The sequence below is a fragment of the Bacillus carboniphilus genome, from assembly GCF_039522365.1.
Lineage (GTDB): Bacteria > Bacillota > Bacilli > Bacillales > JC228 > Bacillus_BF > Bacillus_BF carboniphilus.
Map to the genome: position 1 here is coordinate 117,787 of NZ_BAAADJ010000023.1, position 22,360 is coordinate 140,146.

General features: G+C 37.7%; 23 protein-coding genes and 2 other annotated features. Of the genes, 22 read left to right on the top strand and 1 reads right to left on the bottom strand.

The features are described 5' to 3' along the window. The first annotated feature begins 57 nt into the window (after positions 1–57). From ABDZ91_RS12755 to ABDZ91_RS12860, 22 genes are all read left to right on the top strand, one after another. Entirely contained in the window at positions 58–774 is a 717-nt protein-coding gene (locus ABDZ91_RS12755) for a response regulator transcription factor (protein ID WP_343799540.1), read from the top strand. Continuing rightward, entirely contained in the window at positions 771–2,522 is a 1,752-nt protein-coding gene (pnpS, locus tag ABDZ91_RS12760) for a two-component system histidine kinase PnpS (RefSeq protein ID WP_343799542.1), read from the top strand. Before ABDZ91_RS12755 ends, pnpS begins: the two co-directional genes overlap by 4 nt. A 317-nt stretch (positions 2,523–2,839) precedes the next feature. Further along, positions 2,840–5,473: a DNA polymerase I gene (polA, locus tag ABDZ91_RS12765; protein ID WP_343799544.1), complete on the top strand. Its 2,634-nt coding sequence runs from the start codon at positions 2,840–2,842 to the stop codon at positions 5,471–5,473. 94 nt (positions 5,474–5,567) lie between these two features. Further along, positions 5,568–6,392, top strand: a complete 825-nt coding sequence (gene mutM / locus ABDZ91_RS12770) for a DNA-formamidopyrimidine glycosylase (RefSeq protein WP_343799546.1) — start codon at positions 5,568–5,570, stop codon at positions 6,390–6,392. Between the two features lie 57 nt (positions 6,393–6,449). After that, positions 6,450–7,091: a sporulation membrane protein YtaF gene (gene ytaF / locus ABDZ91_RS12775; RefSeq protein ID WP_343799548.1), complete on the top strand. Its 642-nt coding sequence runs from the start codon at positions 6,450–6,452 to the stop codon at positions 7,089–7,091. A 27-nt stretch (positions 7,092–7,118) separates the two neighbouring features. Further along, positions 7,119–7,718 (top strand): dephospho-CoA kinase, encoded by a 600-nt coding sequence (gene coaE, locus ABDZ91_RS12780; protein ID WP_343799811.1) that lies wholly within the window; start codon positions 7,119–7,121, stop codon positions 7,716–7,718. A gap of 254 nt (positions 7,719–7,972) precedes the next feature. Continuing rightward, on the top strand, positions 7,973–8,992 hold the full coding sequence (locus ABDZ91_RS12785) for a glyceraldehyde-3-phosphate dehydrogenase (protein WP_343799550.1): 1,020 nt from the start codon (positions 7,973–7,975) through the stop codon (positions 8,990–8,992). A gap of 387 nt (positions 8,993–9,379) precedes the next feature. Continuing rightward, positions 9,380–9,760, top strand: coding sequence for an adenosylmethionine decarboxylase (gene speD, locus ABDZ91_RS12790; protein ID WP_343799552.1), 381 nt, complete (start codon positions 9,380–9,382; stop codon positions 9,758–9,760). A 126-nt stretch (positions 9,761–9,886) separates the two neighbouring features. Continuing rightward, positions 9,887–10,273: a cytosolic protein gene (locus ABDZ91_RS12795; RefSeq protein WP_343799554.1), complete on the top strand. Its 387-nt coding sequence runs from the start codon at positions 9,887–9,889 to the stop codon at positions 10,271–10,273. A 91-nt stretch (positions 10,274–10,364) separates the two neighbouring features. Next, entirely contained in the window at positions 10,365–10,829 is a 465-nt protein-coding gene (gene nrdR, locus ABDZ91_RS12800) for a transcriptional regulator NrdR (RefSeq protein WP_343799556.1), read from the top strand. Between the two features lie 96 nt (positions 10,830–10,925). Further along, positions 10,926–12,326, top strand: a complete 1,401-nt coding sequence (locus ABDZ91_RS12805; RefSeq protein ID WP_343799558.1) for a replication initiation and membrane attachment family protein — start codon at positions 10,926–10,928, stop codon at positions 12,324–12,326. Between the two features lie 18 nt (positions 12,327–12,344). Continuing rightward, entirely contained in the window at positions 12,345–13,277 is a 933-nt protein-coding gene (gene dnaI, locus ABDZ91_RS12810) for a primosomal protein DnaI (RefSeq protein ID WP_343799560.1), read from the top strand. A gap of 119 nt (positions 13,278–13,396) precedes the next feature. After that, complete coding sequence (gene ytxC, locus ABDZ91_RS12815) at positions 13,397–14,242, top strand: putative sporulation protein YtxC (RefSeq protein ID WP_343799562.1); 846 nt, start codon at positions 13,397–13,399, stop codon at positions 14,240–14,242. Positions 14,243–14,312: 70 nt separating this feature from the next. Then, positions 14,313–14,541 (top strand) — a binding site (T-box leader). Positions 14,542–14,591: 50 nt separating this feature from the next. Further along, the gene (gene thrS, locus ABDZ91_RS12820; RefSeq protein ID WP_343799564.1) at positions 14,592–16,523 is read left to right on the top strand and encodes a threonine--tRNA ligase; all 1,932 of its coding nucleotides are present in this window, start codon (positions 14,592–14,594) and stop codon (positions 16,521–16,523) included. 71 nt (positions 16,524–16,594) lie between these two features. Then, positions 16,595–17,299, top strand: coding sequence for a nucleotidyltransferase domain-containing protein (locus ABDZ91_RS12825; RefSeq protein WP_343799566.1), 705 nt, complete (start codon positions 16,595–16,597; stop codon positions 17,297–17,299). Positions 17,300–17,429: 130 nt separating this feature from the next. After that, positions 17,430–17,555: a sequence feature (ribosomal protein L20 leader region), on the top strand. 93 nt (positions 17,556–17,648) lie between these two features. Further along, positions 17,649–18,152, top strand: a complete 504-nt coding sequence (gene infC, locus ABDZ91_RS12830; RefSeq protein ID WP_343799568.1) for a translation initiation factor IF-3 — start codon at positions 17,649–17,651, stop codon at positions 18,150–18,152. Between the two features lie 22 nt (positions 18,153–18,174). Then, positions 18,175–18,372 (top strand): 50S ribosomal protein L35, encoded by a 198-nt coding sequence (gene rpmI / locus ABDZ91_RS12835; protein ID WP_343799570.1) that lies wholly within the window; start codon positions 18,175–18,177, stop codon positions 18,370–18,372. Between the two features lie 29 nt (positions 18,373–18,401). After that, the gene (gene rplT, locus ABDZ91_RS12840) at positions 18,402–18,761 is read left to right on the top strand and encodes a 50S ribosomal protein L20 (protein WP_343799572.1); all 360 of its coding nucleotides are present in this window, start codon (positions 18,402–18,404) and stop codon (positions 18,759–18,761) included. 345 nt (positions 18,762–19,106) lie between these two features. Then, on the top strand, positions 19,107–19,385 hold the full coding sequence (locus ABDZ91_RS12845) for a DUF1294 domain-containing protein (protein WP_343799574.1): 279 nt from the start codon (positions 19,107–19,109) through the stop codon (positions 19,383–19,385). A gap of 93 nt (positions 19,386–19,478) precedes the next feature. Next, positions 19,479–20,060 carry a TVP38/TMEM64 family protein gene (locus ABDZ91_RS12850; protein ID WP_343799576.1) on the top strand — a complete coding sequence of 194 codons (582 nt, stop codon included), beginning with the start codon at positions 19,479–19,481 and terminating at the stop codon, positions 20,058–20,060. A 96-nt stretch (positions 20,061–20,156) separates the two neighbouring features. Then, complete coding sequence (locus ABDZ91_RS12855; protein WP_343799578.1) at positions 20,157–20,654, top strand: dUTP diphosphatase; 498 nt, start codon at positions 20,157–20,159, stop codon at positions 20,652–20,654. A 102-nt stretch (positions 20,655–20,756) separates the two neighbouring features. Beyond that, positions 20,757–21,842: a M42 family metallopeptidase gene (locus ABDZ91_RS12860; RefSeq protein WP_343799812.1), complete on the top strand. Its 1,086-nt coding sequence runs from the start codon at positions 20,757–20,759 to the stop codon at positions 21,840–21,842. 266 nt (positions 21,843–22,108) lie between these two features. On the opposite strand, the gene sspI is transcribed toward ABDZ91_RS12860, so the two are convergent. Further along, positions 22,109–22,318 (bottom strand): small acid-soluble spore protein SspI, encoded by a 210-nt coding sequence (gene sspI, locus ABDZ91_RS12865; protein ID WP_343799580.1) that lies wholly within the window; start codon positions 22,316–22,318, stop codon positions 22,109–22,111. Between the last annotated feature and the right edge of the window lie 42 nt (positions 22,319–22,360).

Consider the following 22,360-nt stretch of genomic DNA (forward strand, 5'->3'; position numbering starts at 1 on the left):
ATAAATAAAGAAGTAGGCTCTTGGATTAGGGGATAAAAAAGATTATGGAGGGCCTTTATGAGTAAAAAAATACTTGTAGTTGATGATGAACAGTCAATTGTCACGTTATTGCAGTACAATTTAGAGCAAGCGGGTTTTGAGGTAATAACCGCAAATGATGGTGAAGAGGGAAAGAATTTAGCAATAAATGAAAACCCAGATTTTATCATTTTAGATATTATGCTTCCCAAGCTAGATGGAATTGAAGTTTGTAAAATATTACGGCAATCAAAGGTCACCACTCCTATTCTGATGCTTACGGCCAAGGATGAGGAATTTGATAGAGTATTGGGACTAGAACTTGGTGCCGATGACTACTTAACAAAACCATTTAGTCCAAGAGAAGTTGTTGCAAGAGTTAAGGCAATCTTTAGACGTTCAGAATATAATCATGAACGACCTGAAGTACAAGAACTGCAAGAAGAGAAGTTTCAGTTTAAGGACCTCGTTGTCTATCCGGAGCTTTATGAAGCGTACTTCAAAGAAGAACTGCTGGAACTAACTCCGAAAGAATTCGAACTACTTCTCTACCTATGTAAACATAAGGGACGAGTTTTAACGAGAGATCAATTATTAAGTGCTGTGTGGAACTATGATTTTGCAGGTGACACTCGAATTGTAGATGTTCACATAAGTCATCTTCGTGAAAAGATAGAAGAAAATACGAAGAAACCACTCTACATAAAGACAATAAGGGGATTAGGATATAAATTAGAGGAGCCAAAAAGTGAATGATTAAGTTTCGTTCCAAGCTTCTTTTTGCTTTAATCACATTAATTACGCTAGTTTTTGTCGCATTAGGAATTATCTTAGCACAACTAATTAAGAGTTATTATGTTGAGAGCTTTCATGAAAAAAATGAGATGGAAACTCGGTTAATTTCTCAACTACTTTCTGAACAATTTCGATCTAGTGAGCCATTCTCTTTATTGGCTAAGATTGGAGATGAAACTGAATCGCGGGTAACCATTCTTAGCTCAAAGGGTGAAATATGGTTTGATAGTAAGGATGATTTTGTTCCTCCAGAGAGACATTCAGGGATTTTGAAAGACATTATTCAAACAAGTACTGTTGAACAAAAAGGAACTAAGGAAATTGCCGGAGGATATGATGTCTTTTACTATTGGGAACGAGTGAGTCTTTCCCCAGGGCAAGATAGTCTCGTAGTATTAAGCACCCAAATTGATGAACTCAAGCGGATAAACCGTAACATGTGGTGGATTCTTTTTATCAGCTTCGGCTTATCTTTAACTATTATAATTTTGCTTAGTTCACAAATTACAGCGAAGTATACGAAGCCCATTGAAGCGGCTACTAAGACAGCGATTGAATTGGCTAAAGGTAATTTTCGAGCACGTACGTATGAAGAGGGATTAGATGCCACAGGAATGTTAAGTACTTCTATAAATATTCTTGCAAGGAATCTTCAAGAGACGATTGAAACGAATGAAATACAGCAGGAGCGACTTTCTACTTTAATAGAAAATATGGGAAGCGGTCTCGTGTTAATTGACGAAAAAGGGTTAACGAGCTTAGTTAATAAGGTTTTTAGAGAATGGTTTGATATTGAGCCTTCTCAATTTTTGTATAAACATTATTATACGGTCATGAAATCAGAAGACATTCATAGGCTCGTTGAAGATATTTTTATGTTAGAAAAGCCAGTTCGTAAACAAATTCAAATCACCCATGAACTGGAAAAGAAACATTATGAGGTATTTGGTGCCCCTATTATTGGTAATGATCATGAGTGGAAAGGAACGGTTTTAGTTTTTCACGATATTACCGAATTGAAAAAGCTTGAGCAGATGAGAAAAGACTTTGTGGCGAACGTATCTCACGAATTAAAAACACCTATTACTTCTATTAAAGGGTTCTCAGAAACTCTTTTAGACGGTGCTATGAATGACAAAGGGACATTGGAAAACTTCTTGCAAATTATTCAACAAGAAAGCCACCGATTACAGTCTCTTGTCCAAGATCTATTGGAGTTGTCAAGAATTGAGCAGGTTGGTTTTACACTTAATGTTCAAAGCTTTAATATAGAACAACTTGTTCAAGAGGTAATGGTCATCCTAAAACCAAAAGCTCAACTAAGAGAGGTTCAATTACAAGAAGAAGTAGAATTACAGGATTCCTTCATGAAGGGGGATCCTGCACGAATAAAGCAAATAGTAATTAACTTAGTAAGTAATGCTCTAACCTACACTCCAAAAGAGGGAAAGGTTACTGTAAAGATAAAAGGAGACAATAATTGGATTCTTTTAGAGGTTAGCGATTCTGGAATTGGAATAGAAGAACAGGAGCTACCGAGGATTTTTGAACGCTTCTATCGAGTGGACAAAGCTCGTTCTCGTAACTCAGGTGGAACAGGTCTTGGACTCGCGATCGTAAAACATTTAGTAGAGGCTCATAAAGGGAAAATAAAAGTAGAGAGTAAAGTAGGAGAGGGAACTACTTTCACCATACATCTACCAAGATAGAGATTGTCTAGTTTTACAATCACTTAACAATTGGTTTATTCTTCCTTAATATTTCCTTGATAATATAATACTTGAAAACCCCTTCATCCAAGGAGCCTTGGAAGACGGAACCCCCTTATTCCGTCTTCCGCTTTTTAAAAACCCTACGATAAAAACATATGTCCAGGCTTTGTTCAACACCAAACAAGCTATCGAATGACGTTCTTTTTTAATCTATTAGCCAACGTGCTAGAATAGATAGAGAAGAACGTTTTTTATTTTTATTGGAAAACCTAGACATAATGATAAAATGAGTGTACTGAACCACAGAAAGGGAGATGTTTGTGAGTAAAAAGATTGTACTCATGGATGGGAACAGCTTAGCCTACCGTGCATTTTTTGCTCTACCTTTATTAAATAACGATAAAGGTGTTCATACAAATGCAATCTATGGATTTACCATGATGTTAATGAGAATTTTAGAAGAGGAAAAACCTACCCATATTTTAGTTGCATGGGATGCAGGAAAAACAACATTTAGACATAAGACGTTTAAAGAATATAAAGGCGGAAGACAAAAAACCCCGCCAGAGCTATCTGAACAATTTCCATACATAAGAGAACTTTTGAAGGCATTCGGGATTAAGCAATATGAATTAGAAGAATATGAGGCTGATGATATTATCGGTACTTTATCCTTACATGCTGAAAAAGATAAAACAGAAGTTAAAATTATTTCTGGTGATAAGGATTTAACTCAATTAGCCTCCGATTCAACTACAGTTGGAATCACCAAAAAAGGAATTACGGATATAGAACTTTATACGCCTGACCATATTAAAGAAAAATACGGCCTTACCCCTGAGCAAATTATTGATATGAAGGGGTTAATGGGGGATTCTTCTGATAATATTCCTGGTGTACCAGGAGTGGGCGAGAAGACAGCCATTAAACTACTAAAAGAGCATCAAACCGTAGAAAACTTATATGAAGCACTCGATCAAGTGAGTGGAAAGAAGCTAAAAGAAAAGCTAGAAGAAAATAAAGATCAAGCTTTTATGAGTAAGGAGTTGGCAACCATCAATCGGGGAGCTCCTCTCACCATTTCCGTAGATGAACTTGAGTATGAAGGAAGTAATCAGGAACAGCTTCAGTCCCTTTTCAAAGAGTTAGGTTTCCAAACCTTACTTGAGAAAATGGGGGGAGATGGCCAAGAAGCTGAACAAGAACTTGAAGAGCTGACATTCGAAGTTGTTGATAAAATTGAGCAAGACATGCTGGTAAACGAAGCAGCTGTCATTATGGAAGTCTTTGATGAGAACTACCATAAGGCTGACATTATCGGTTGCTCAATCGTTCATGAAAAGGGAAAGTACTATATCCCTTCTTCCCTCTTACAGGAATCTTCTGTGTTAAAAGAATGGCTTGAAGATGAATCGAAGAAAAAGTGGGTTTATGACTCGAAGCAAACCATCGTTTCCTTGAAACATAAGGGTATTGATATTAAAGGCATAGATTTTGACCTGATGATTGCTGCCTATATTATCAGCCCGTCTGAAACCTACAATGAGTTGGCAGATGTAGCAAAACTGTTTTCCTATAAAGACGTATCTTACAATGAGTCTGTGTATGGAAAAGGAGCAAAGAGAAGGATACCAGAAGGAGCTCCGTTACATGAACATATAACCAGAAAAGCCAATGCCGTATTTGAACTAAGGAATACAGCAATGGATAAGTTAGAGGAGAACAACCAACTAACATTATTCTCTGAGTTAGAATTTCCACTAGCAAAAGTACTAGCAGAGATGGAACACACGGGTGTTCAAGTCGATAAAGAACGTTTAGAACAGATGAAAAAAGAGCTAGCAGAAAAATTAGATGAAATTGAGAAAAGAATTTATGAGCTCGCAGGTGAGAAATTTAATATTAACTCTCCTAAACAGCTAGGAGTAATCCTTTTTGAAAGATTAGGTCTTCCTGTCATTAAGAAAACAAAAACGGGTTACTCTACCTCAGCAGATGTTCTTGAGAAATTAGAGGAAGAACATAAAATAGTTAGAGATATTTTACATTATCGACAGTTAGGGAAACTTCAGTCGACATATATTGAAGGATTGTTAAAAGTGATTTGGGATAATGGTAAGGTCCATACAAGATTTAGCCAAGTAATTGCGCAAACGGGACGGCTTAGTTCTATCGATCCTAACCTTCAAAATATTCCAATCCGTCTAGAGGAAGGAAGGAAGATAAGACAAGCCTTTGTTCCTTCTGAAAAAGATTGGGTCATTTTTGCAGCCGATTATTCCCAAATTGAATTGCGAGTATTAGCCCATATTTCTCAAGATAAAAAATTGGTTGAAGCATTCCAACAGGATTTGGACATTCATACAAAGACCGCCATGGATGTTTTCCATGTCAATGAAGAGGATGTAACAAGTGATATGAGAAGACAAGCTAAGGCAGTGAACTTTGGAATTGTGTACGGAATTAGCGATTATGGTCTTTCTCAAAACCTTGGAATTACTCGGAAAGAAGCAGGAACGTTTATTGATAAATATTTCGAAAGTTTCCCTGGTGTGAAGGAATACATGGAATCAATAGTTCAAGATGCAAAAGAAAAAGGCTATGTCACAACACTTTTACAACGGAGACGGTATATCCCTGAAATTACGAGTCGCAACTTTAACATCAGAAGCTTTGCGGAGCGTACAGCGATGAATACGCCAATTCAGGGGTCTGCTGCAGACATTATTAAGAAAGCCATGTTAGATATGGCTCAGCGTTTAAAGGATGAAAATTTACAGTCACGACTTCTATTACAAGTTCATGATGAATTGATTTTTGAAGCTCCAAAAGATGAAATTGAAAAGCTTCAGGAAATAGTTCCAGATGTGATGGAGAATGCTGTCCAGCTTGATGTTCCGCTAAAAGTTGATATTGAGTTTGGAAGCACTTGGTTTGATGCGAAGTAGCAGCTAAAGCTTTCCATTAAGGCTGTTCTATACAATACTTAACTCGTATTTGTTTAGAGAACAGCCTTTATTTTTTCGAAGGAGTGTAATCCATATGCCTGAACTTCCAGAGGTAGAAACGGTCAGGAGGACTCTCGAACAGCTTGTGCTAGGTAAAACGATTCGAACTGTCGAAGTTAGATGGCCAAAGATGATTAAACGACCAGATGATGCTCACATCTTCTCTTCAAAGCTACAAGGGGAAACCATACATTCTGTGGGAAGAAGAGGTAAATTCTTGTTATTTTACCTAGACCACTATACACTCGTATCTCATTTGAGAATGGAAGGCAGGTATGGTTTATATTCAAAGGAAGAGCCTGCGGATAAACATACGCATGTCCTAATCTCATTTACTGATGAGACTGAGCTTAGGTATCGTGATGTTAGGAAATTTGGGACTATGCATTTATTTAATAAAGGCGAGGAATTATTGTCACTGCCTCTCTCACAGTTAGGTCCAGAACCTTTCTCAGAAGAATTTACAGTTGATTACCTTAAAAGTGTATTAAAACAATCAGAAAGACCTATAAAAGCTCTGTTATTAGATCAAACAAAGCTAGTAGGGCTTGGTAATATTTATGTGGACGAAGCCTTGTTCAGGTCCGGCATCCATCCGAGTAGAAAAGCAAATCGAATAAAAAATAAGGAAATTGAAAAATTGCACCATGAAATTGTGGATACCTTACAAGAAGCGGTAGACCAAGGAGGCTCAACCATACGTTCCTATGTGAACTCACAAGGCCAAATTGGAATGTTTCAGCAACAACTTTATGTTTATGGACGTAAAGGAGAAGAATGCAGACATTGTGGGCGTCCGATTGAAAAATTAGTCGTTGCTGGCAGAGGCACTCATATTTGTTCTGCTTGTCAAGCCTAACATTAGAAAAGCCCCTTCCATATACTATCCTAGTGATGTTATGGAAGGAGGATTTGGATGAGTTCGGTTCTTTCATTTTTTCTGTTGGCTCTAGCGGTGAGCCTGGATAGTTTTAGTGCAGGACTTACCTATGGCCTTAGGAAAATAAAAATTCCAATTCAATCCATTTTAATTATATCATTGTGCTCAGCCACCACCTTGCTGTTGGCCATGTTATTTGGTCAGTTTATCGAATGGATTTTATCTCCGAAGCTTACTGAAACCATCGGAGGAATCATTCTTGTAATATTGGGTATGTGGGCATTGTTTCAGGTCCTTCGCCCGCATTCTAGAAATAAAGAGCCCATTCAAATTCATGAAAAAACCATTATATTGTGGGAAATTAAATCACTTGGCTTAGTGATCCAAATATTGAGAAAGCCTTTAAAGGCAGATTTCGACCACTCCGGTACGATTACAGGTATGGAGGCTGTGCTTCTAGGTTTAGCCTTGTCCTTAGATGCATTTGGTGCCGGTGTAGGGGCAGCGATGTTAAATTTCTCTCCCATCATCCTTTCATGTTTAGTTGTGTTTATGAGCTCCTTTTTTCTTTATGCAGGAATGGCAATTGGAAAAAAAGCAACTCAGTATTCTTGGGTTCAGCCTTTAACCTTCGTACCAGGTATTGTTCTAATTTTAATTGGGGTTTGGAAGCTATAGTAGATATAGTAAAGTAGGTGAAATTTAATAATGAATACAATCGGAATTACTGGAGGGATCAGTAGCGGAAAAAGCACCGTTTCTCAAATGTTAAGGGACTGGGGGTTTACCGTTATTGATGCAGATGTTCAAGCAAAAAAAGTAGTAGAGCCAAATGAACAAGCCTACAATGAGATAATTCAAGAGTTTGGAAAAGAAATTTTATTGCCTAATGGACATATAAACCGGGCAAAACTAGGGGAAATCATTTTTAACGATCAGGCGAAAAGAGAAAAACTAAATTCAATTGTTCATCCAGCTGTACGGAAGAATATGCTTCGTCTTAAAGAAGAAGCATTTGCAAACGGTGAGAAAACCGTCTTTATGGATATCCCGCTCCTGTATGAGAGTAAACTCACTCATTTTGTTGAAAAAGTGATGGTTGTTTATGTGGAGCCTGAAGTCCAATTACGGCGTTTAATGGAACGAAATCATTTTACGGAAGAAGAAGCTCGTTCTAGAATTCGTTCACAACTCCCATTGGATGACAAAAAGAAATGGGCGGATGCCGTTATTGATAATAATGGCTCCGTTGATGAGACCAAGGCTCAATTGGAACAAATATTAAAAGAATGGAATGTCATGTGAACAGGGAGGTAGTTTCCCTGTTTTTTTTTGGCCATCTTTTGAATTAGGTAGAAGTGAATCCTTTGTATTTACCAATTCAATCCAGTTTAATCATACTTTCATACACCTTGTGATAACTAAATAAAATAGTATAGTCCAATTATGATTCTTTTTTCCTTTTTTCATAAAAACTTATCACCAATTCGAATTTAATGTGTTATACTAATTGTATAAAGGGACAACAAAAGTATAACATTATTGGAGGGAAACAGGGTATGAAGGTGGCAATCAATGGTTTCGGAAGAATTGGTAGAATGGTGTTTAGAAGAGCTATAGATAATGGGGATATCGATATTGTGGCAATTAACGCAAGCTACCCACCTGAAACGCTCGTACATCTTTTAAAATATGATACAAACCATGGGAAATGGGATGTATCCCTTTCATATACATCACAATCCATTATTGTGAATGGAAAAGAAGTTATGCTTGTCAGTGAACGGAATCCTCAAGAATTACCATGGAAACAGCTCGGAGTAGAGCTAGTGATTGAAGCAACAGGTAAGTTTAACAGTCGTGAAAAAGCAGCTTTACATTTAGACGCAGGTGCCAAGAAGGTCATACTAACTGCACCTGGTAAAGGTGAGGATATCACCATTGTAATGGGTGTCAATGATGATAAGCTTGAGCCAGAGCATGAAATTATTTCAAATGCATCTTGTACAACAAATTGTTTAGCTCCAGTTGTAAAAGTGTTAGATCAACAGTTTGGAATTGAAAACGGTTTAATGACAACGGTCCATGCATACACAAACGATCAAAAAAATTTAGATAACCCACATAAGGATTTAAGAAGAGCACGTGCTTGTGCACAATCCATCATTCCGACTTCAACTGGTGCAGCTAAGGCACTTTCTTTAGTTCTTCCTCATTTAAAAGGTAAACTACACGGAATGGCGTTACGAGTACCTACGCCAAATGTATCGCTTGTGGATTTGGTTGTAGACTTAAAGAAAGAAGTAACTGTTGAAGAGCTTCATGTTGCTTTTAAGAACGCAGCAAATGCAGAGCTTAAAGGAATTTTAAGTGTCACACACGAACCACTTGTATCCATTGATTTTAATACGAATCCGCATTCTGCAATCATTGATGCTCTTTCCACTATGGTTATTGAAGGTACAAAAGTAAAGGTCTTAGCATGGTATGATAATGAGTGGGGCTATTCTTGCCGAGTGGTTGACCTTATGAATAAAGTCATCACAATGTCAAAAGAAGGCTCAGAAGTTAGTATTTAAACCTATCAGAGACCCGCGCATTTGCGGGTCTTTTTTGCTGTTTTTAATCTATTCAGGTTTACTATTTAACGGAAAATTTTTTCAAGACTTTCTAGCCCATTTCCCTATATTTTTTGTCGAAAAGGGTAACTTAAAAAGGCACAGGCATTACAAATTCCCCCATGTAAAAGCCTGATGGAATAGGGTTAAAAAGAATGGGCTCAACGCAATATATTTTTTTTGAAAACTTATATTGCAAAACAAAAATAAACAAAGTATACTAGTCAACGTGAACTTGAAATTGACGTGGACATAATTACTTAAAGGGTTAGGACCTCTCAGGACTAACTTTCCCCCGTGGTGGTTATCGATCGTCAGTGGATGTAATTTAGTAAAGGGGGAACGGTAATGGAAACAATGGGTCGACACGTAATCTCTGAATTATGGGGTTGCGATTTTAACAAGTTAAATGATGTAGTGGAGATTGAAAAGACATTCGTGGATGCCGCTCTTAAATCAGGAGCAGAGGTTCGTGAAGTAGCTTTTCATAAATTCGCACCTCAAGGAGTTAGTGGGGTTGTCATCATTTCTGAATCTCACTTAACTATTCACAGCTTCCCAGAACATGGGTATGCAAGTATTGACGTGTATACATGTGGCGATTTAGATCCAAACATTGCCGCTGATTATATTGCCGACAGTTTAGGTGCCCAAACGAGAGAAACCATCGAACTTCCTCGTGGTATGGGTCCCGTTCAAGTAAAGCAAAACCAAGCGAAAGCATTATAAAAGCAAATCAGTAAGAGGAGACAAAGGTGTCTCCTCTTTTTCTATATGACCTTTCAAATAACCTTAGCTCTTGGCTATTCGTTCTAGGTCGTTTACAATAGAGTAAAAGACATTCGGAGGCACGTTATGGGGGTTATTAAATCTTTTATCAATCGGTACCAAAAGCAAGTCGAAACAAGGGATAATCATCCTGATGAATATTTGCAGAGTCATTATTATAAAGCTGGAACTGATAAAGTGTTTCAAACTGTTGAAGCATGGGCTAATTCCCGAAAGGATTTTACCGTTACTTCTGTATCCAAAGAACACGGGGAGATTGGTGTAAAATTGGCGAAACCCGATTCTTTATTGGTTATTACAATCATTTCACCAAGACCGTTCCAAACGGCTGTTGATTTCATGATTTCCACAGATAAATCTTCAATTGGAGGCATGTTTCCTGCTTTAAAAAGGTTAATTGTTCAATATTACGAAGAATTAGATAAACAACTTCCATATATCGGAAATAAATAATCTAGAATATTAATCCATTGTCCATCTTGTCTTGTAGGTGGATGTTGATTTTTATACAATAGAGAGAGTAAAGGATGGAGTTGAACGTCATATGAAATGCCCATCTTGCCTGAGTCACGGCACAAGAGTGTTAGATTCACGTCCTGTAGATGATAGTCGTTCCACAAGAAGAAGAAGAGAATGTGAGTCTTGCGGCCATCGTTTTACTACATTTGAGAGAGTAGAAGAAGCTCCTCTTATTGTAGTGAAAAAAGAAGGGACACGTGAAGAATTCAGTAGAGAAAAAATGTTACGTGGTCTGATTAAGGCTTGTGAAAAAAGACCGGTTTCTCTTGAACAATTAGAAAAAATAGCAAGTGAGGTAGAAGTGGAGCTAAGAAATCTAAGTACCTCTGAGGTTCAAAGTGTCGATGTGGGTGAGCTTGTTATGGACAAGCTAGCTAAAATTGATGAGGTTGCTTACGTTCGTTTTGCCTCTGTATACCGACAGTTTAAAGATATTAACGTATTCTTGGACGAGTTAAAGGATTTAATAAAAAAAGAGAAAGACAAATAGAGCCATTGTCTCAGTAGCCTGGCTCTTTTTTACTTTTCTATTGTATAAAAATGACCTGCCTATAGTTTATGCATTTCGATGTAAGGGATGAGATATATGGAAGTTAGACATTGGACGGAGTTAGTTCCAGGTGATACCTATCAAATTCAGGCATCTGGGCTTATTCAGCCAGTTTTGCAAAGGGTTGTTTCTCTTTTATATCAACCGTTGATTGGATCTACAGCTACAGCACTGTATACCACACTTTTAAGTGAATTAGAGGAAAACCGAACTCAATCCAAAAGGAACTATCATCATTTTTTAATGGCGGTCCTCAATATTCCACTCAAAGATATATTCAAAGCTCGTCTTAAACTTGAGGGAATCGGATTGTTGAGAACGTATCGGTCTAAGGTGGGGGAGGAACCGATGTATGTTTATGAATTACAGCCACCACTCAGTCCTCAAAGCTTTTTTCATGATAGTATGATGAGTTATTATCTACAGCGTAAATTAGGTGATCATCACTTTGATAGATTAAAAGATTACTTTAAAGTGGAGTCAATCCTGGACTCTTCCTCGCATGAAGAAATGACCAGGTCCTTTCATGAAGTCTTTACGTCATCCACATCTCAAGCTCCAAAGGCAATTACACCTGATGAGAATGTAGATGAAGAAAACTGGATTGATATGAATGAAGGACAAGCCCCAAAGGTTCGACCTGCTAATTTTTCGCTAGACTTATTTTATGGAGGGCTGTCTGATAATTTTATTAAGACAAAAAGCATCACTCCTCAGGTAGAAGAGACCATTTTAAAATTAGCCTATATTTATAACCTGAGTCCATTAGATATGCAAAAGGTGTTACTTGAAGCCATTGATGAACACCAGGAAGTGGACCTAGAAGAACTTCGAAAAGCTGCGAAAAGCTGGTATGAGCTTCAAAAGGGAAAAAACCTTCCAAATTTAATTCATCGCAAGCTCCCTTCTGAACCTCAAAAGGGTAAACAGGTGGAGAAACCAAAGAAATTGACAAAAGAGGAAGAATTAATTCGCTATCTTAGTGAAGTAACGCCTAAACAATTTCTAACGGACCAAGCAAATGGACATGAGCCAACAAAAAGTGATTTAGACTTAATTGAAACGATTATGGTTGAGCAAGGATTAGAACCTGGTGTTATTAATGTCCTTCTCTACTATGTTCTATTAAAACAAGATATGAGACTAACCAAAACCTATGTTCAAAAAATAGCAGGGCACTGGGCAAGGAAAAATATTCGTACGGTGAAGGAAGCATTTGAATTTGCCAAGCAAGAGAATCAAAAATTCCAAAATCAGAAGCAGTCAAGTACACGAAAGACTTCCTATAAGACTACAGGTAAAAAAGAGAGTCTTCCAGATTGGTTTGAGGAAGAAAGAAAGAGGCGTAAGGAAGTGGCGGTGGCTGCTACAAAATTCGATGATTTTGACTTTGAACTAGAACGGCGTAAATTAGAAGAAGAGTTGAAGAAAAAATAGAACTGGTGGTGAGACTGAATGGAAAAAATTCAAAGAGCATTATCACAATGGGGAAATGGCTCTTCCTTTCAACAACAATATGAACAAATGAAAAAGGAAGTACTCCAAAACTCAGAGGTCCGTCAGTTCCTACATGAACATTCAAGTCGAATTACAAAAGAAATGGTGGACAAAAACATTAACACTCTTTATGAATTTTCTACACAAAGTAAAGATTGCGGAGCTTGTCCGAGTCTAGGGGAATGTAGAAACTATATGAAGGGGTACCATCCAAGGTTAAAGTTAGTGTACGATCGAATCGAAATTTTATATGATCACTGTCCTAGAATGAAGAGGGAACAGGAAAAGAGAAAGCAAGAAAGGTTGGTCCAAAGCTTCTCTGTACCTAGTGAAATCTTGTCTGCAAAGTTTGAACATATGGATTTAGATGAGAAAGAACGTTTTATTGCTATTCGAAGAGCAAAAGACTTTACGAGAGCCTACTTGGAGGGGGCTAACCCAAGAGGCTTGTACCTATATGGTAAGTTTGGTGTTGGGAAAACATACTTGCTTGGTGCCATTGCCAATGAGTTAGCTGAACATGAAAAATCGTCCTATATTGTTCATGTTCCAGAGTTAATTCGTGAGCTTAAGAACTCGATTGGTGAATCATCACTTGAAGAGAAACTGACATCTGTCAAAAAAGCAAAAATACTGATGTTGGATGATATCGGTGCAGAAACCCTTTCAAACTGGGTAAGGGATGAAATCTTCGGTACGATTTTACAGTATCGAATGCTTGAAAAACTACCAACATTGTTTACTTCTAATTTTGACCTAACTCAATTAGAAGACCATTTTACTTTTAATAATAAAGGGGACCAAGAAGACGTGAAAGCTGGTCGTCTGATTGATCGAATTCGTGCACTTACGGATCCGGTTCCTGTTGGTGGAATGAATAGAAGAGGCTAAAAGAAGTACCAAAAGTGGTGCTTCTTTTTCTTTTTTTAGTTTTCTTGTTCTCCACTTCTAAAATGACCAAGCCCCCCATATATATGGAATCAGGGATTTCGCTTTTAAGGGGGGATTACATGTTCCAGATTCATTTTCACGATCAGGAGGAGGCAAATGACCTCATTAGGAATTTATCAAAAGTGATGTCCTCCTCTATTTTTGTGCAAGGAAATAACATTGTACAAAATTATCATTCCGTGATTATACAGTATCCTACAGAAGCACAGGATGAAGTATTGCTTCTGTTAACAGATAGCTTAAAACAATTTATTCAGCGCCGGAAAAAAGATGAATGGCTAGATTTGTTATTAGAGCAACAATATTATTATCAAGACCCAGAAGAAAGACAACAAATTTTATACATATTACACTCAATCATAGATGGGGAAAAGGATGATTTAAAAACTTTCGAACTACCAAATGACGAAGATGAGATTTTGGAGACTACTATTCGGGAGTTTCTCTTAGAACAATCTACATTTTTCTTTGAGTCGTTTGAAACATTTCGATTAAAGCCATACCTGGAACATTTAATGAGTTATTTAGACCTTGCCATTGATGAGTATAAAATGGAACAGGAGTACCAAGCGTTTGTAAGTATGTTACGGGATTTTTTAAAGGGGAGAAAGGCGAAGTACGAAAAGGTATTTTTACTTGATCAGGATGGGTTCCAATTTTTTTCGGAGGAAGGGATCCATCTAAAGAGACAAGATTTAACGAAACTGATAGACAGAAAGCTGTTAACGAACCATCCACTCTATGTTGATTCAGTCACCATCGCTCCATTGATATCGATTGCACCGAAACAAGTAAACATCTATACAGATGCCCCAGACCAAGGGATGGTCATTACCTTAAAAAATATCTTTGAAGAAAAAGTCAATGTTTATAAGCTTGAGCAATGTCCTTTTCATTTTGTGTAAGGCCTATTTTTTAGAAACCCTTGACTTTCTTAATTAGGAATTCATATAATACTGTCATAACTTAAATCATAAAAATGCAATGACGAGGACATGAGCAGGTTCTATTTGTTCCCAGAGAGGGAAGGATTAGGTGCAACCTTCCTATCAAGTAAATTTGACTTACCACCTCCGAGCATTAGCTGTGAACCATTTATGTAGTAATAGCTAACGGTAATACACCGATATCAGTATTCGAGTGGCTAATTCTCTTTTGAATTAGCAACTAGGGTGGAAACACGGGTACATAGCTCGTCCCTTTTTAGGGGCGGGCTTTTTTTATTTTTCAAATACTTTTTAAGGAGTGAATCAGATGGCTGATGTAGTAAAAGTTACGTTCCCAGATGGTGCTGTGAAGGAGTTTGAAAGAGGCACCACAACAGAAGATATTGCAGCTTCCATTAGTCCAGGATTAAAGAAAAAAGCCATCGCTGGTAAGCTGAATGGCGAGCTAATTGATTTGCGCTGGCCAATTCAAGAAGATGGAGCTATTGAAATTGTGACACAAGACGCAAATGAAGCGTTAGAAATAATGAGGCACTCAACGGCACACCTAATGGCACAAGCGATTAAACGTTTGTATCCAAGTGTAAAGCTAGGGGTCGGTCCTGTTATTGAAAATGGTTTTTACTATGACATGGATTTAGAAGTATCTCTAACTCCAGAGGATCTTCCAGCTATTGAAAAGGAAATGAACAAGATCATTGGTGAAAATCTTGAAATCGTTCGAAAAGAAGTTTCAAGAGATGAAGCACATGCCCGTTTTGCTAAAATTGAAGACCCATATAAATTAGAGCTACTTGAAGCGATTCCTGCAGATGAAAAGGTTTCGATCTATGAGCAAGGTGAATTCTTCGACCTATGCCGAGGAGTGCACGTTCCTTCCACTGGAAAAATTAAAGAATTTAAACTATTAAGCATCTCTGGTGCATACTGGCGTGGAGACAGCAAAAACAAAATGCTTCAACGTGTTTATGGAACAGCCTTCTTCAAGAAGGAAGACCTAGCTGAGCACCTTCGTTTGCTTGAGGAAGCAAAAGAGCGTGACCACCGTAAGCTAGGAAAAGAGTTGGACCTATTTACAATTTCACAAAAGGTTGGTCAAGGTCTTCCACTTTGGTTACCAAAAGGTGCTACAATTCGCCGTACCATCGAGCGTTATATTGTAGATAAGGAAATTAAGCTTGGCTATGATCACGTTTATACTCCAGTACTTGCTAGTGTAGAGTTATATAAAACAAGCGGTCACTGGGATCACTATCAAGACGATATGTACCCAGTTATGCCAATGGATAACGAGGACTTGGTACTTCGTCCAATGAACTGTCCGCACCATATGATGGTGTATAAAAATGATATTCACAGTTATCGTGAACTTCCAATTCGTATTGCTGAGCTTGGTACAATGCACCGTTACGAAATGTCAGGAGCTCTGTCAGGACTACAACGTGTACGTGGAATGACTCTAAATGATGCACACGTGTTTGTTCGTCCGGATCAAATTAAGGAAGAGTTCATCCGTGTCGTAAACTTAATTTTAGAAGTATATAAAGACTTTGGTCTTGAGGATTACTCATTCCGTTTGTCCTACCGTGATCCAGAGGATAAAGAAAAATACTTTGACGATGATGCAATGTGGGAAAAAGCACAGGCTATGTTAAAGGATGCAATGGACGAAATCGGCTTAGAGTATTTTGAGGCAGAAGGAGAAGCAGCATTCTACGGACCTAAGTTAGACGTGCAAGTTCGTACAGCATTAGGTAAGGATGAAACTTTATCCACTGTTCAATTAGACTTCTTACTTCCTGAAAGATTCGATCTAACTTACGTAGGAGAAGACGGCAAGCAGCATCGCCCAGTCGTTATCCACCGTGGTGTCGTTTCAACAATGGAACGCTTCGTAGCCTTCTTAATTGAAGAATACAAAGGAGCATTCCCAACTTGGTTAGCACCGGTTCAAGCTGTTGTGATTCCAGTATCTCCTGATGTTCATTACGATTACGCACGTAAGGTAAAAGAAGTTTTAAAAGCAGAAGGTATCCGTGTTGAATTGGATGATCGCGATGAAAAAATGGGTTATAAAATCCGCGAAGCACAAATGCAAAAAACACCTTACATGTTAGTTGTAGGGGACCAAGAAGCTCAGGATGAGGCTGTTAATGTTCGTAAATATGGAGAGCAAAAATCAGAGACCATTTCTCTAGATGCTTTCATTGCTAAGATAAAAGAAGAAGTGTCACGCTAGTTGAGGTTAGAGGCAGCAGGTTTTGCTGCCTCTTTTGTATAATCAAAGTGTAAACAAAGGGGAAAAGGATAATGAACAAAAACGAAGCGGTTGAATTCTCACAAAAATTTATTGAATCTGAATTCCCGCAGTGTGAAGCAGCGTTCCTATGTGGGAGTGCAGCAAGGGGAGAAATGAAGAGCACTTCTGATCTAGATCTACTTATTTTTGATAGTAAAGTGAAGCCCTACCGTCAAGGAGTCATATGGAATTCACAACCAATTGAATTCTTTGTTTTAAATGATGAGAGATTAGAAGAACGAAATCAGCAGGATAAGGATTTAGGCAGACCAATCATAGCCAATATGCTTCACCAAGGCGTTTCTTTAAAAGATGATGGTAAAAATGAAGCTCGTAAAAACAACGTAGCTGAGTATTTGAAACAAGGACCTAACCCCTTATCGGAAGCTTTTATTGAAGCTTCCCGATATTTTGTATTTGACCTTCTTGATGATTTTGAGGATAGTGTGAACCGTCAAACTGCCATAGAAACCATGCACAGATTGAGTGTGGACTTTGCTGAAATGGTTTTACGATATAATGGCAAATGGATTGGAAGAGGAAAAGCATTAACCAAGGAACTATATAATTTTGATCCACAGTTTGCAGAAGAATACTATTCTGCTTTAGATGTATTTTACAAAGAGGATGATAAAGAGCCTTTTATAAACCTTGTAAAAGCCTTCTATGAACAGCTTGGTGGACCTTTGTTTGCTGGATTTCATCGTTATTTTTAAAAAAATGGTTGCAAAGTAGTCTTCTAGTTGTTACAATTGCTTTTGTTGAAAAAAGCCACAACGGTCCTACATTTGACACGCTGTCGGATGTATGGTAATCTAATAAAGGTTAACTGAATACGGTTTGTATATGTAAAAGTAGAAGCATCCCCGCTTCTCACCTGATTGACGCTAAAGCAGTTGGCAGGTAAGTTATTTTTTCTGTTAAAATGATAGATGGCGGGGCGTATTGTGCGCACCGCCATTTTTGTTGTTTTTACAACTATGACCTTGCTAACACACTTACGTTAAAACAATTCAAACGTTGTATTCGAATTTTTTGGAGGTGGCTCTTATTAGCAAAGGAGACATGATCGTAAACGAGGGCATTCGCGCTCGTGAGGTTCGTTTAATTGATGCCAATGGCGATCAGCTTGGTATTAAATCCCGTGTAGAAGCATTAGAAATTGCTGCCACGCGCAATCTTGACCTGGTGTTAGTAGCACCTAGTGCAAAACCGCCTGTTGCTCGTATTATGGACTTCGGTAAATACCGTTTCGAACAACAGAAGAAAGAAAAAGAAGCTCGTAAAAAGCAAAAGATCATCAATGTGAAAGAAGTTCGTTTAAGTCCGACAATTGATGAGCATGACTTTAATACAAAGCTTCGTAATGCAATTAAATTCCTTGAAAAAGGCGATAAGGTAAAAGCCTCTATCCGCTTTAAAGGGAGAGCAATTACACATAAAGAAATCGGCCATAAGGTACTTAGTCGATTTGCTGAAAGCTGTTCAGAGGTAAGTTCTATTGAATCTGCCCCTAAAATGGACGGCCGTTCAATGTTTTTAGTATTAGCCCCGAAAAACGAGAAGTAATGGACTAAGGAGGAATTTCATAATGCCTAAAATGAAAACTCACCGTGGCTCTGCTAAGCGTTTCAAAAAGACTGGTTCAGGCAAACTGAAGCGTTCTAAAGCATACACTAGCCACTTGTTCGCAAATAAATCACAAAAGCAAAAGCGTAAGCTTCGTAAAGGTACTGTTGTATCTAAAGGTGATTTCAAACGTATTCGTCATATGTTAGACAACTTATAAGAAAATGCTCTGATTAGGAGGGAACAAATATGCCACGCGTAAAAGGCGGAACTGTTACACGTAAACGTCGTAAAAAAGTCATTAAATTAGCCAAAGGTTATTTCGGTTCAAAACATAGATTATATAAAGTAGCAAACCAACAAGTTATGAAATCTTATAACTATGCTTACCGCGATCGTCGTCAAAAGAAGCGCGACTTCCGTAAGCTTTGGATTGCTCGTATCAATGCAGGTGCTCGTCTAAACGGTCTTTCTTACAGCCGTTTCATGCACGGTCTAAAACTTGCTGGTATCGAAGTTAACCGTAAAATGTTAGCTGACCTTGCTATCCATGATGAAAAAGCATTCACTGAGTTAGCAAATGCAGCAAAATCTCAACTTCAAAAGTAATGAACGGTAAAAAGCCACCCTTTGTTGGGTGGCTTTTTGTTTAGGTTAATATAGTGGTGCTGTAATATAAAAGGGGAAAGTGTACTATGGAGATAATCAGATAAATGCGAGCTTATGATTATAAAAATTTAAGCATTGGATTTCCAATAGAGTGTCAGGAATTTCTGATAGAAGCCTGAAGTTTTCCGATACACGATAACGAATCTCCGATAGAAGCCCAAAGTTTCCCGATAGGCAGTCTAGAATTCCAGATAGAAGACTTGCTTTTCCAACATACTCCGGTAAACACCCTAATAATCGGAGGAATTCCATAAAAATTCCATCAATAAAGAGAGGAGGAATACAATGATATATAAATTTATCTTCTTCTACCTACTAATCTTCAACATCTGGGGCTACATTCTCATGGCCATAGACAAAAAAAGAGCCATCAAACAAAAACATCGAATCTCTGAAAAGTTCATATGGCAAATTGCCTTTATTGGGGGAGCCATTGGTATTTATATGGGGATGAAAAAATTTCGACATAAAACATTACATAAGGTTTTTGTATATGGTGTGCCTGCTGTTATTGTTTTGCATGCGCTGGTAATAATTGCATTAGGGATTTATATGAAAGACTAATGAACCTTGTCATAGAGACAAGTCAGATTGTATATGTATGTAGTAACCCCATGTACAGACAATCAAGATTATACAGCGAAAGCGGGTGATCACATGGATAGTACAATGACGCTGTTGTTTTCATTTGTAGAAACAGGTGGAATCTTAGCTCCCGTTATATTTGTTTCGTTTCATATTTTACGACAATTTTTCTTCATCCCCGTACCAGTGGTATGTATGGCTGGAGGAATATTATTTGGAACGACATTTGGGACGTTGTTTTCCATTATAGGACTGATGGTTTCTTGTTTACTGTTTTACATGGTTATTGAGAAAATGCCAAAAACATATGAAAAGCTAATGAAAGTAAAGGTTAAGTGGTTTGGACCTCACTCTCGTTTAACAATGGGGCAAATTACAATCTTAAGGTTAATTCCATTTATCCATTATCACCTCCTAAACGTATGTATGATGGACCGTGCCCGAAGTTTTACAAGATATGTTATCGGAGCCTTTTGGTCTAACCTTCCTCTTGCTTTCTTTTACACTGTTTTTGGAGAATTTATCAGTGGTTTCACACCAACCATTGCGGTCGTTATCCTCGTAGCTTTATCCGTTTTATTTTATATTCTTCGTGAAAAGGTTACCGTCTTTAAGTGGAAAGAATTCTTCCCTAAGGCACCTTCTGAAGGATAAACAGGTTTGGAGACCTCTTTAATTAGGGGTCTCTTTTCTTTTTTCTACTTTTGATATAATAAATCCAGCACCCATCATAGAGAGAAGGAGTCTGTTATGTTAAACCTCAATAAGTTGTTTCAAATGCAACGTGATTTGGACCAAACAATAGAAGAAAAAAATAATCTGTTAACGGATGACTTGTTTGAGAGGAAAGTTTTTGCTTTTATCGTCGAGATGGCGGAATTAGCAAACGAAACGCGTTGTTTTAAATTTTGGAGTCAGAAAGGTCCATCTGAAAAACAAGTATTATTGGAGGAATACGTAGATGGTGTACACTTTTTACTTTCCATTGGAATCGAGAAAAACTTTGACTCAATTGAAATCGATTGGGAGAAAGTAAAGAAGGGAACAAGCAGTTTAACAACCCATTTTCTAAAAATAAATGAAGATGTTTTACAATACCGCTCGGCCCCAACCATAGAAACTTATAGCCAACTTTGCTATTCTTATTTTGAATTAGCCCATTTGTTGAACTTTACTTTACAGGAAGTCGAGCAAGCTTATTTGAAAAAGAATGAAATTAACTATCAAAGACAAGAATCGGGGTATTAGTAATTTTTACAATTTTAGAAAAGGTTTGTATAATAAGAAACAGAGGGCTCCTCGATTTGTACATAAGCAGTTGAGTGAGGATAAAAAAAGGGAGGTCAAATGATGACGAAACTAGATGAAACGTTAACAATGTTAAAAGACCTAACAGATGCAAAAGGGATTCCTGGGAATGAAAGAGAACCTAGGGAAGTAATGAAAAAATACATAGAACCATTTGCCGATGAAGTAACAACAGATGGTTTAGGAAGCTTAATTGCCAAAAAAGTCGGAGATGCGAATGGACCAAAAGTGATGGTCGCTGGGCACCTTGATGAAGTTGGTTTTATGGTAACGAACATTGATGACAAAGGGTTTGTTCGTTTCCAAACAGTTGGTGGCTGGTGGTCACAAGTTATGCTAGCTCAAAGAGTAACCATTGTTACAAAAAAAGGTGATATTACTGGAGTAATCGGTTCAAAGCCGCCACATATTTTACCTCCAGAAGCTCGTAAAAAGCCAGTGGATATTAAGGATATGTTTATTGATATTGGTGCTTCTAGTAAAGAAGAAGCATTCGAGTGGGGCGTAACTCCAGGGGATATGATCGTTCCTTACTTCGAGTTTACAGTCATGAATAACGAAAAAATGCTACTTGCTAAAGCATGGGATAACCGTATTGGTTGTGCAATTGCTATAGATGTTCTGAAAGGATTAAAAGGTCAAGATCATCCAAATGTAGTATACGGAGTTGGTACGGTTCAAGAAGAAGTAGGATTACGTGGTGCGAAAACCGCTGCTAATCAAATCCAACCGGATATTGGTTTCGCTGTTGACGTAGGTATTGCAGGAGATACTCCTGGCGTTACGGATAAAGAAGCTTTAAGTAAGATGGGCGATGGACCTCAAATTATTCTTTATGATGCTTCCATGGTTTCTCATAAAGGACTTCGTGACTTTGTAACAGGTGTTGCGGATGAATTGAACATTCCATACCAATTTGACTATGTTCCAGGTGGGGGTACTGATTCAGGTGCTATTCACTTAACAGCAAATGGGGTACCGAACCTTGCAATTACGATTGCAACAAGATATATCCATTCGCATGCAGCGATTTTACACCGAGATGATTATGAGAATGCGGTTAAATTGATTACCGAAGTTATTAAGCGTCTTGATAGAGAAACAGTTGATACAATTACTTTTGACTAATTAAAGAAGCCTGATGGGGTAAAAATGATACCCTATCAGGTTTTTTTGTTTATGGGTGGATGCTTTTAAGAGAAAAGTGGAATTAACTGTAAGAAAACTCTTAGAAGATAAGGTTTCCGAGAGAAATGTGGTATTAACTGTATAAAAACACACAAAAAAATAAAATTTCTGACAGAAAATTTCCAATATATATAAAAAAACTCTCAGAAATTTGCCTTCTGAGAGTTTCTTTATAATTAAAAGGAAAATAGTTACTCTTTATAAACTTATCTCTTCAACCCTTGCTCTAACGTTTCAAGCATTTCTTTCTTATCAGCTTCACTCGAATTTTGCCAAATGATTTCAAAAAGGACACCTAGACCTGGAAGCATTTTTTCTTCACCACTAGAAATCGCATCCACAATCGTATCTTGAAGCTGCCCTTGATCATTATCAGTTACGTTATGCAATATGGCTGCTCTTAAGTTTAATCCCATTTTAATCTTCCTCCTACATTTCAATATTCTGCTGAACATAGC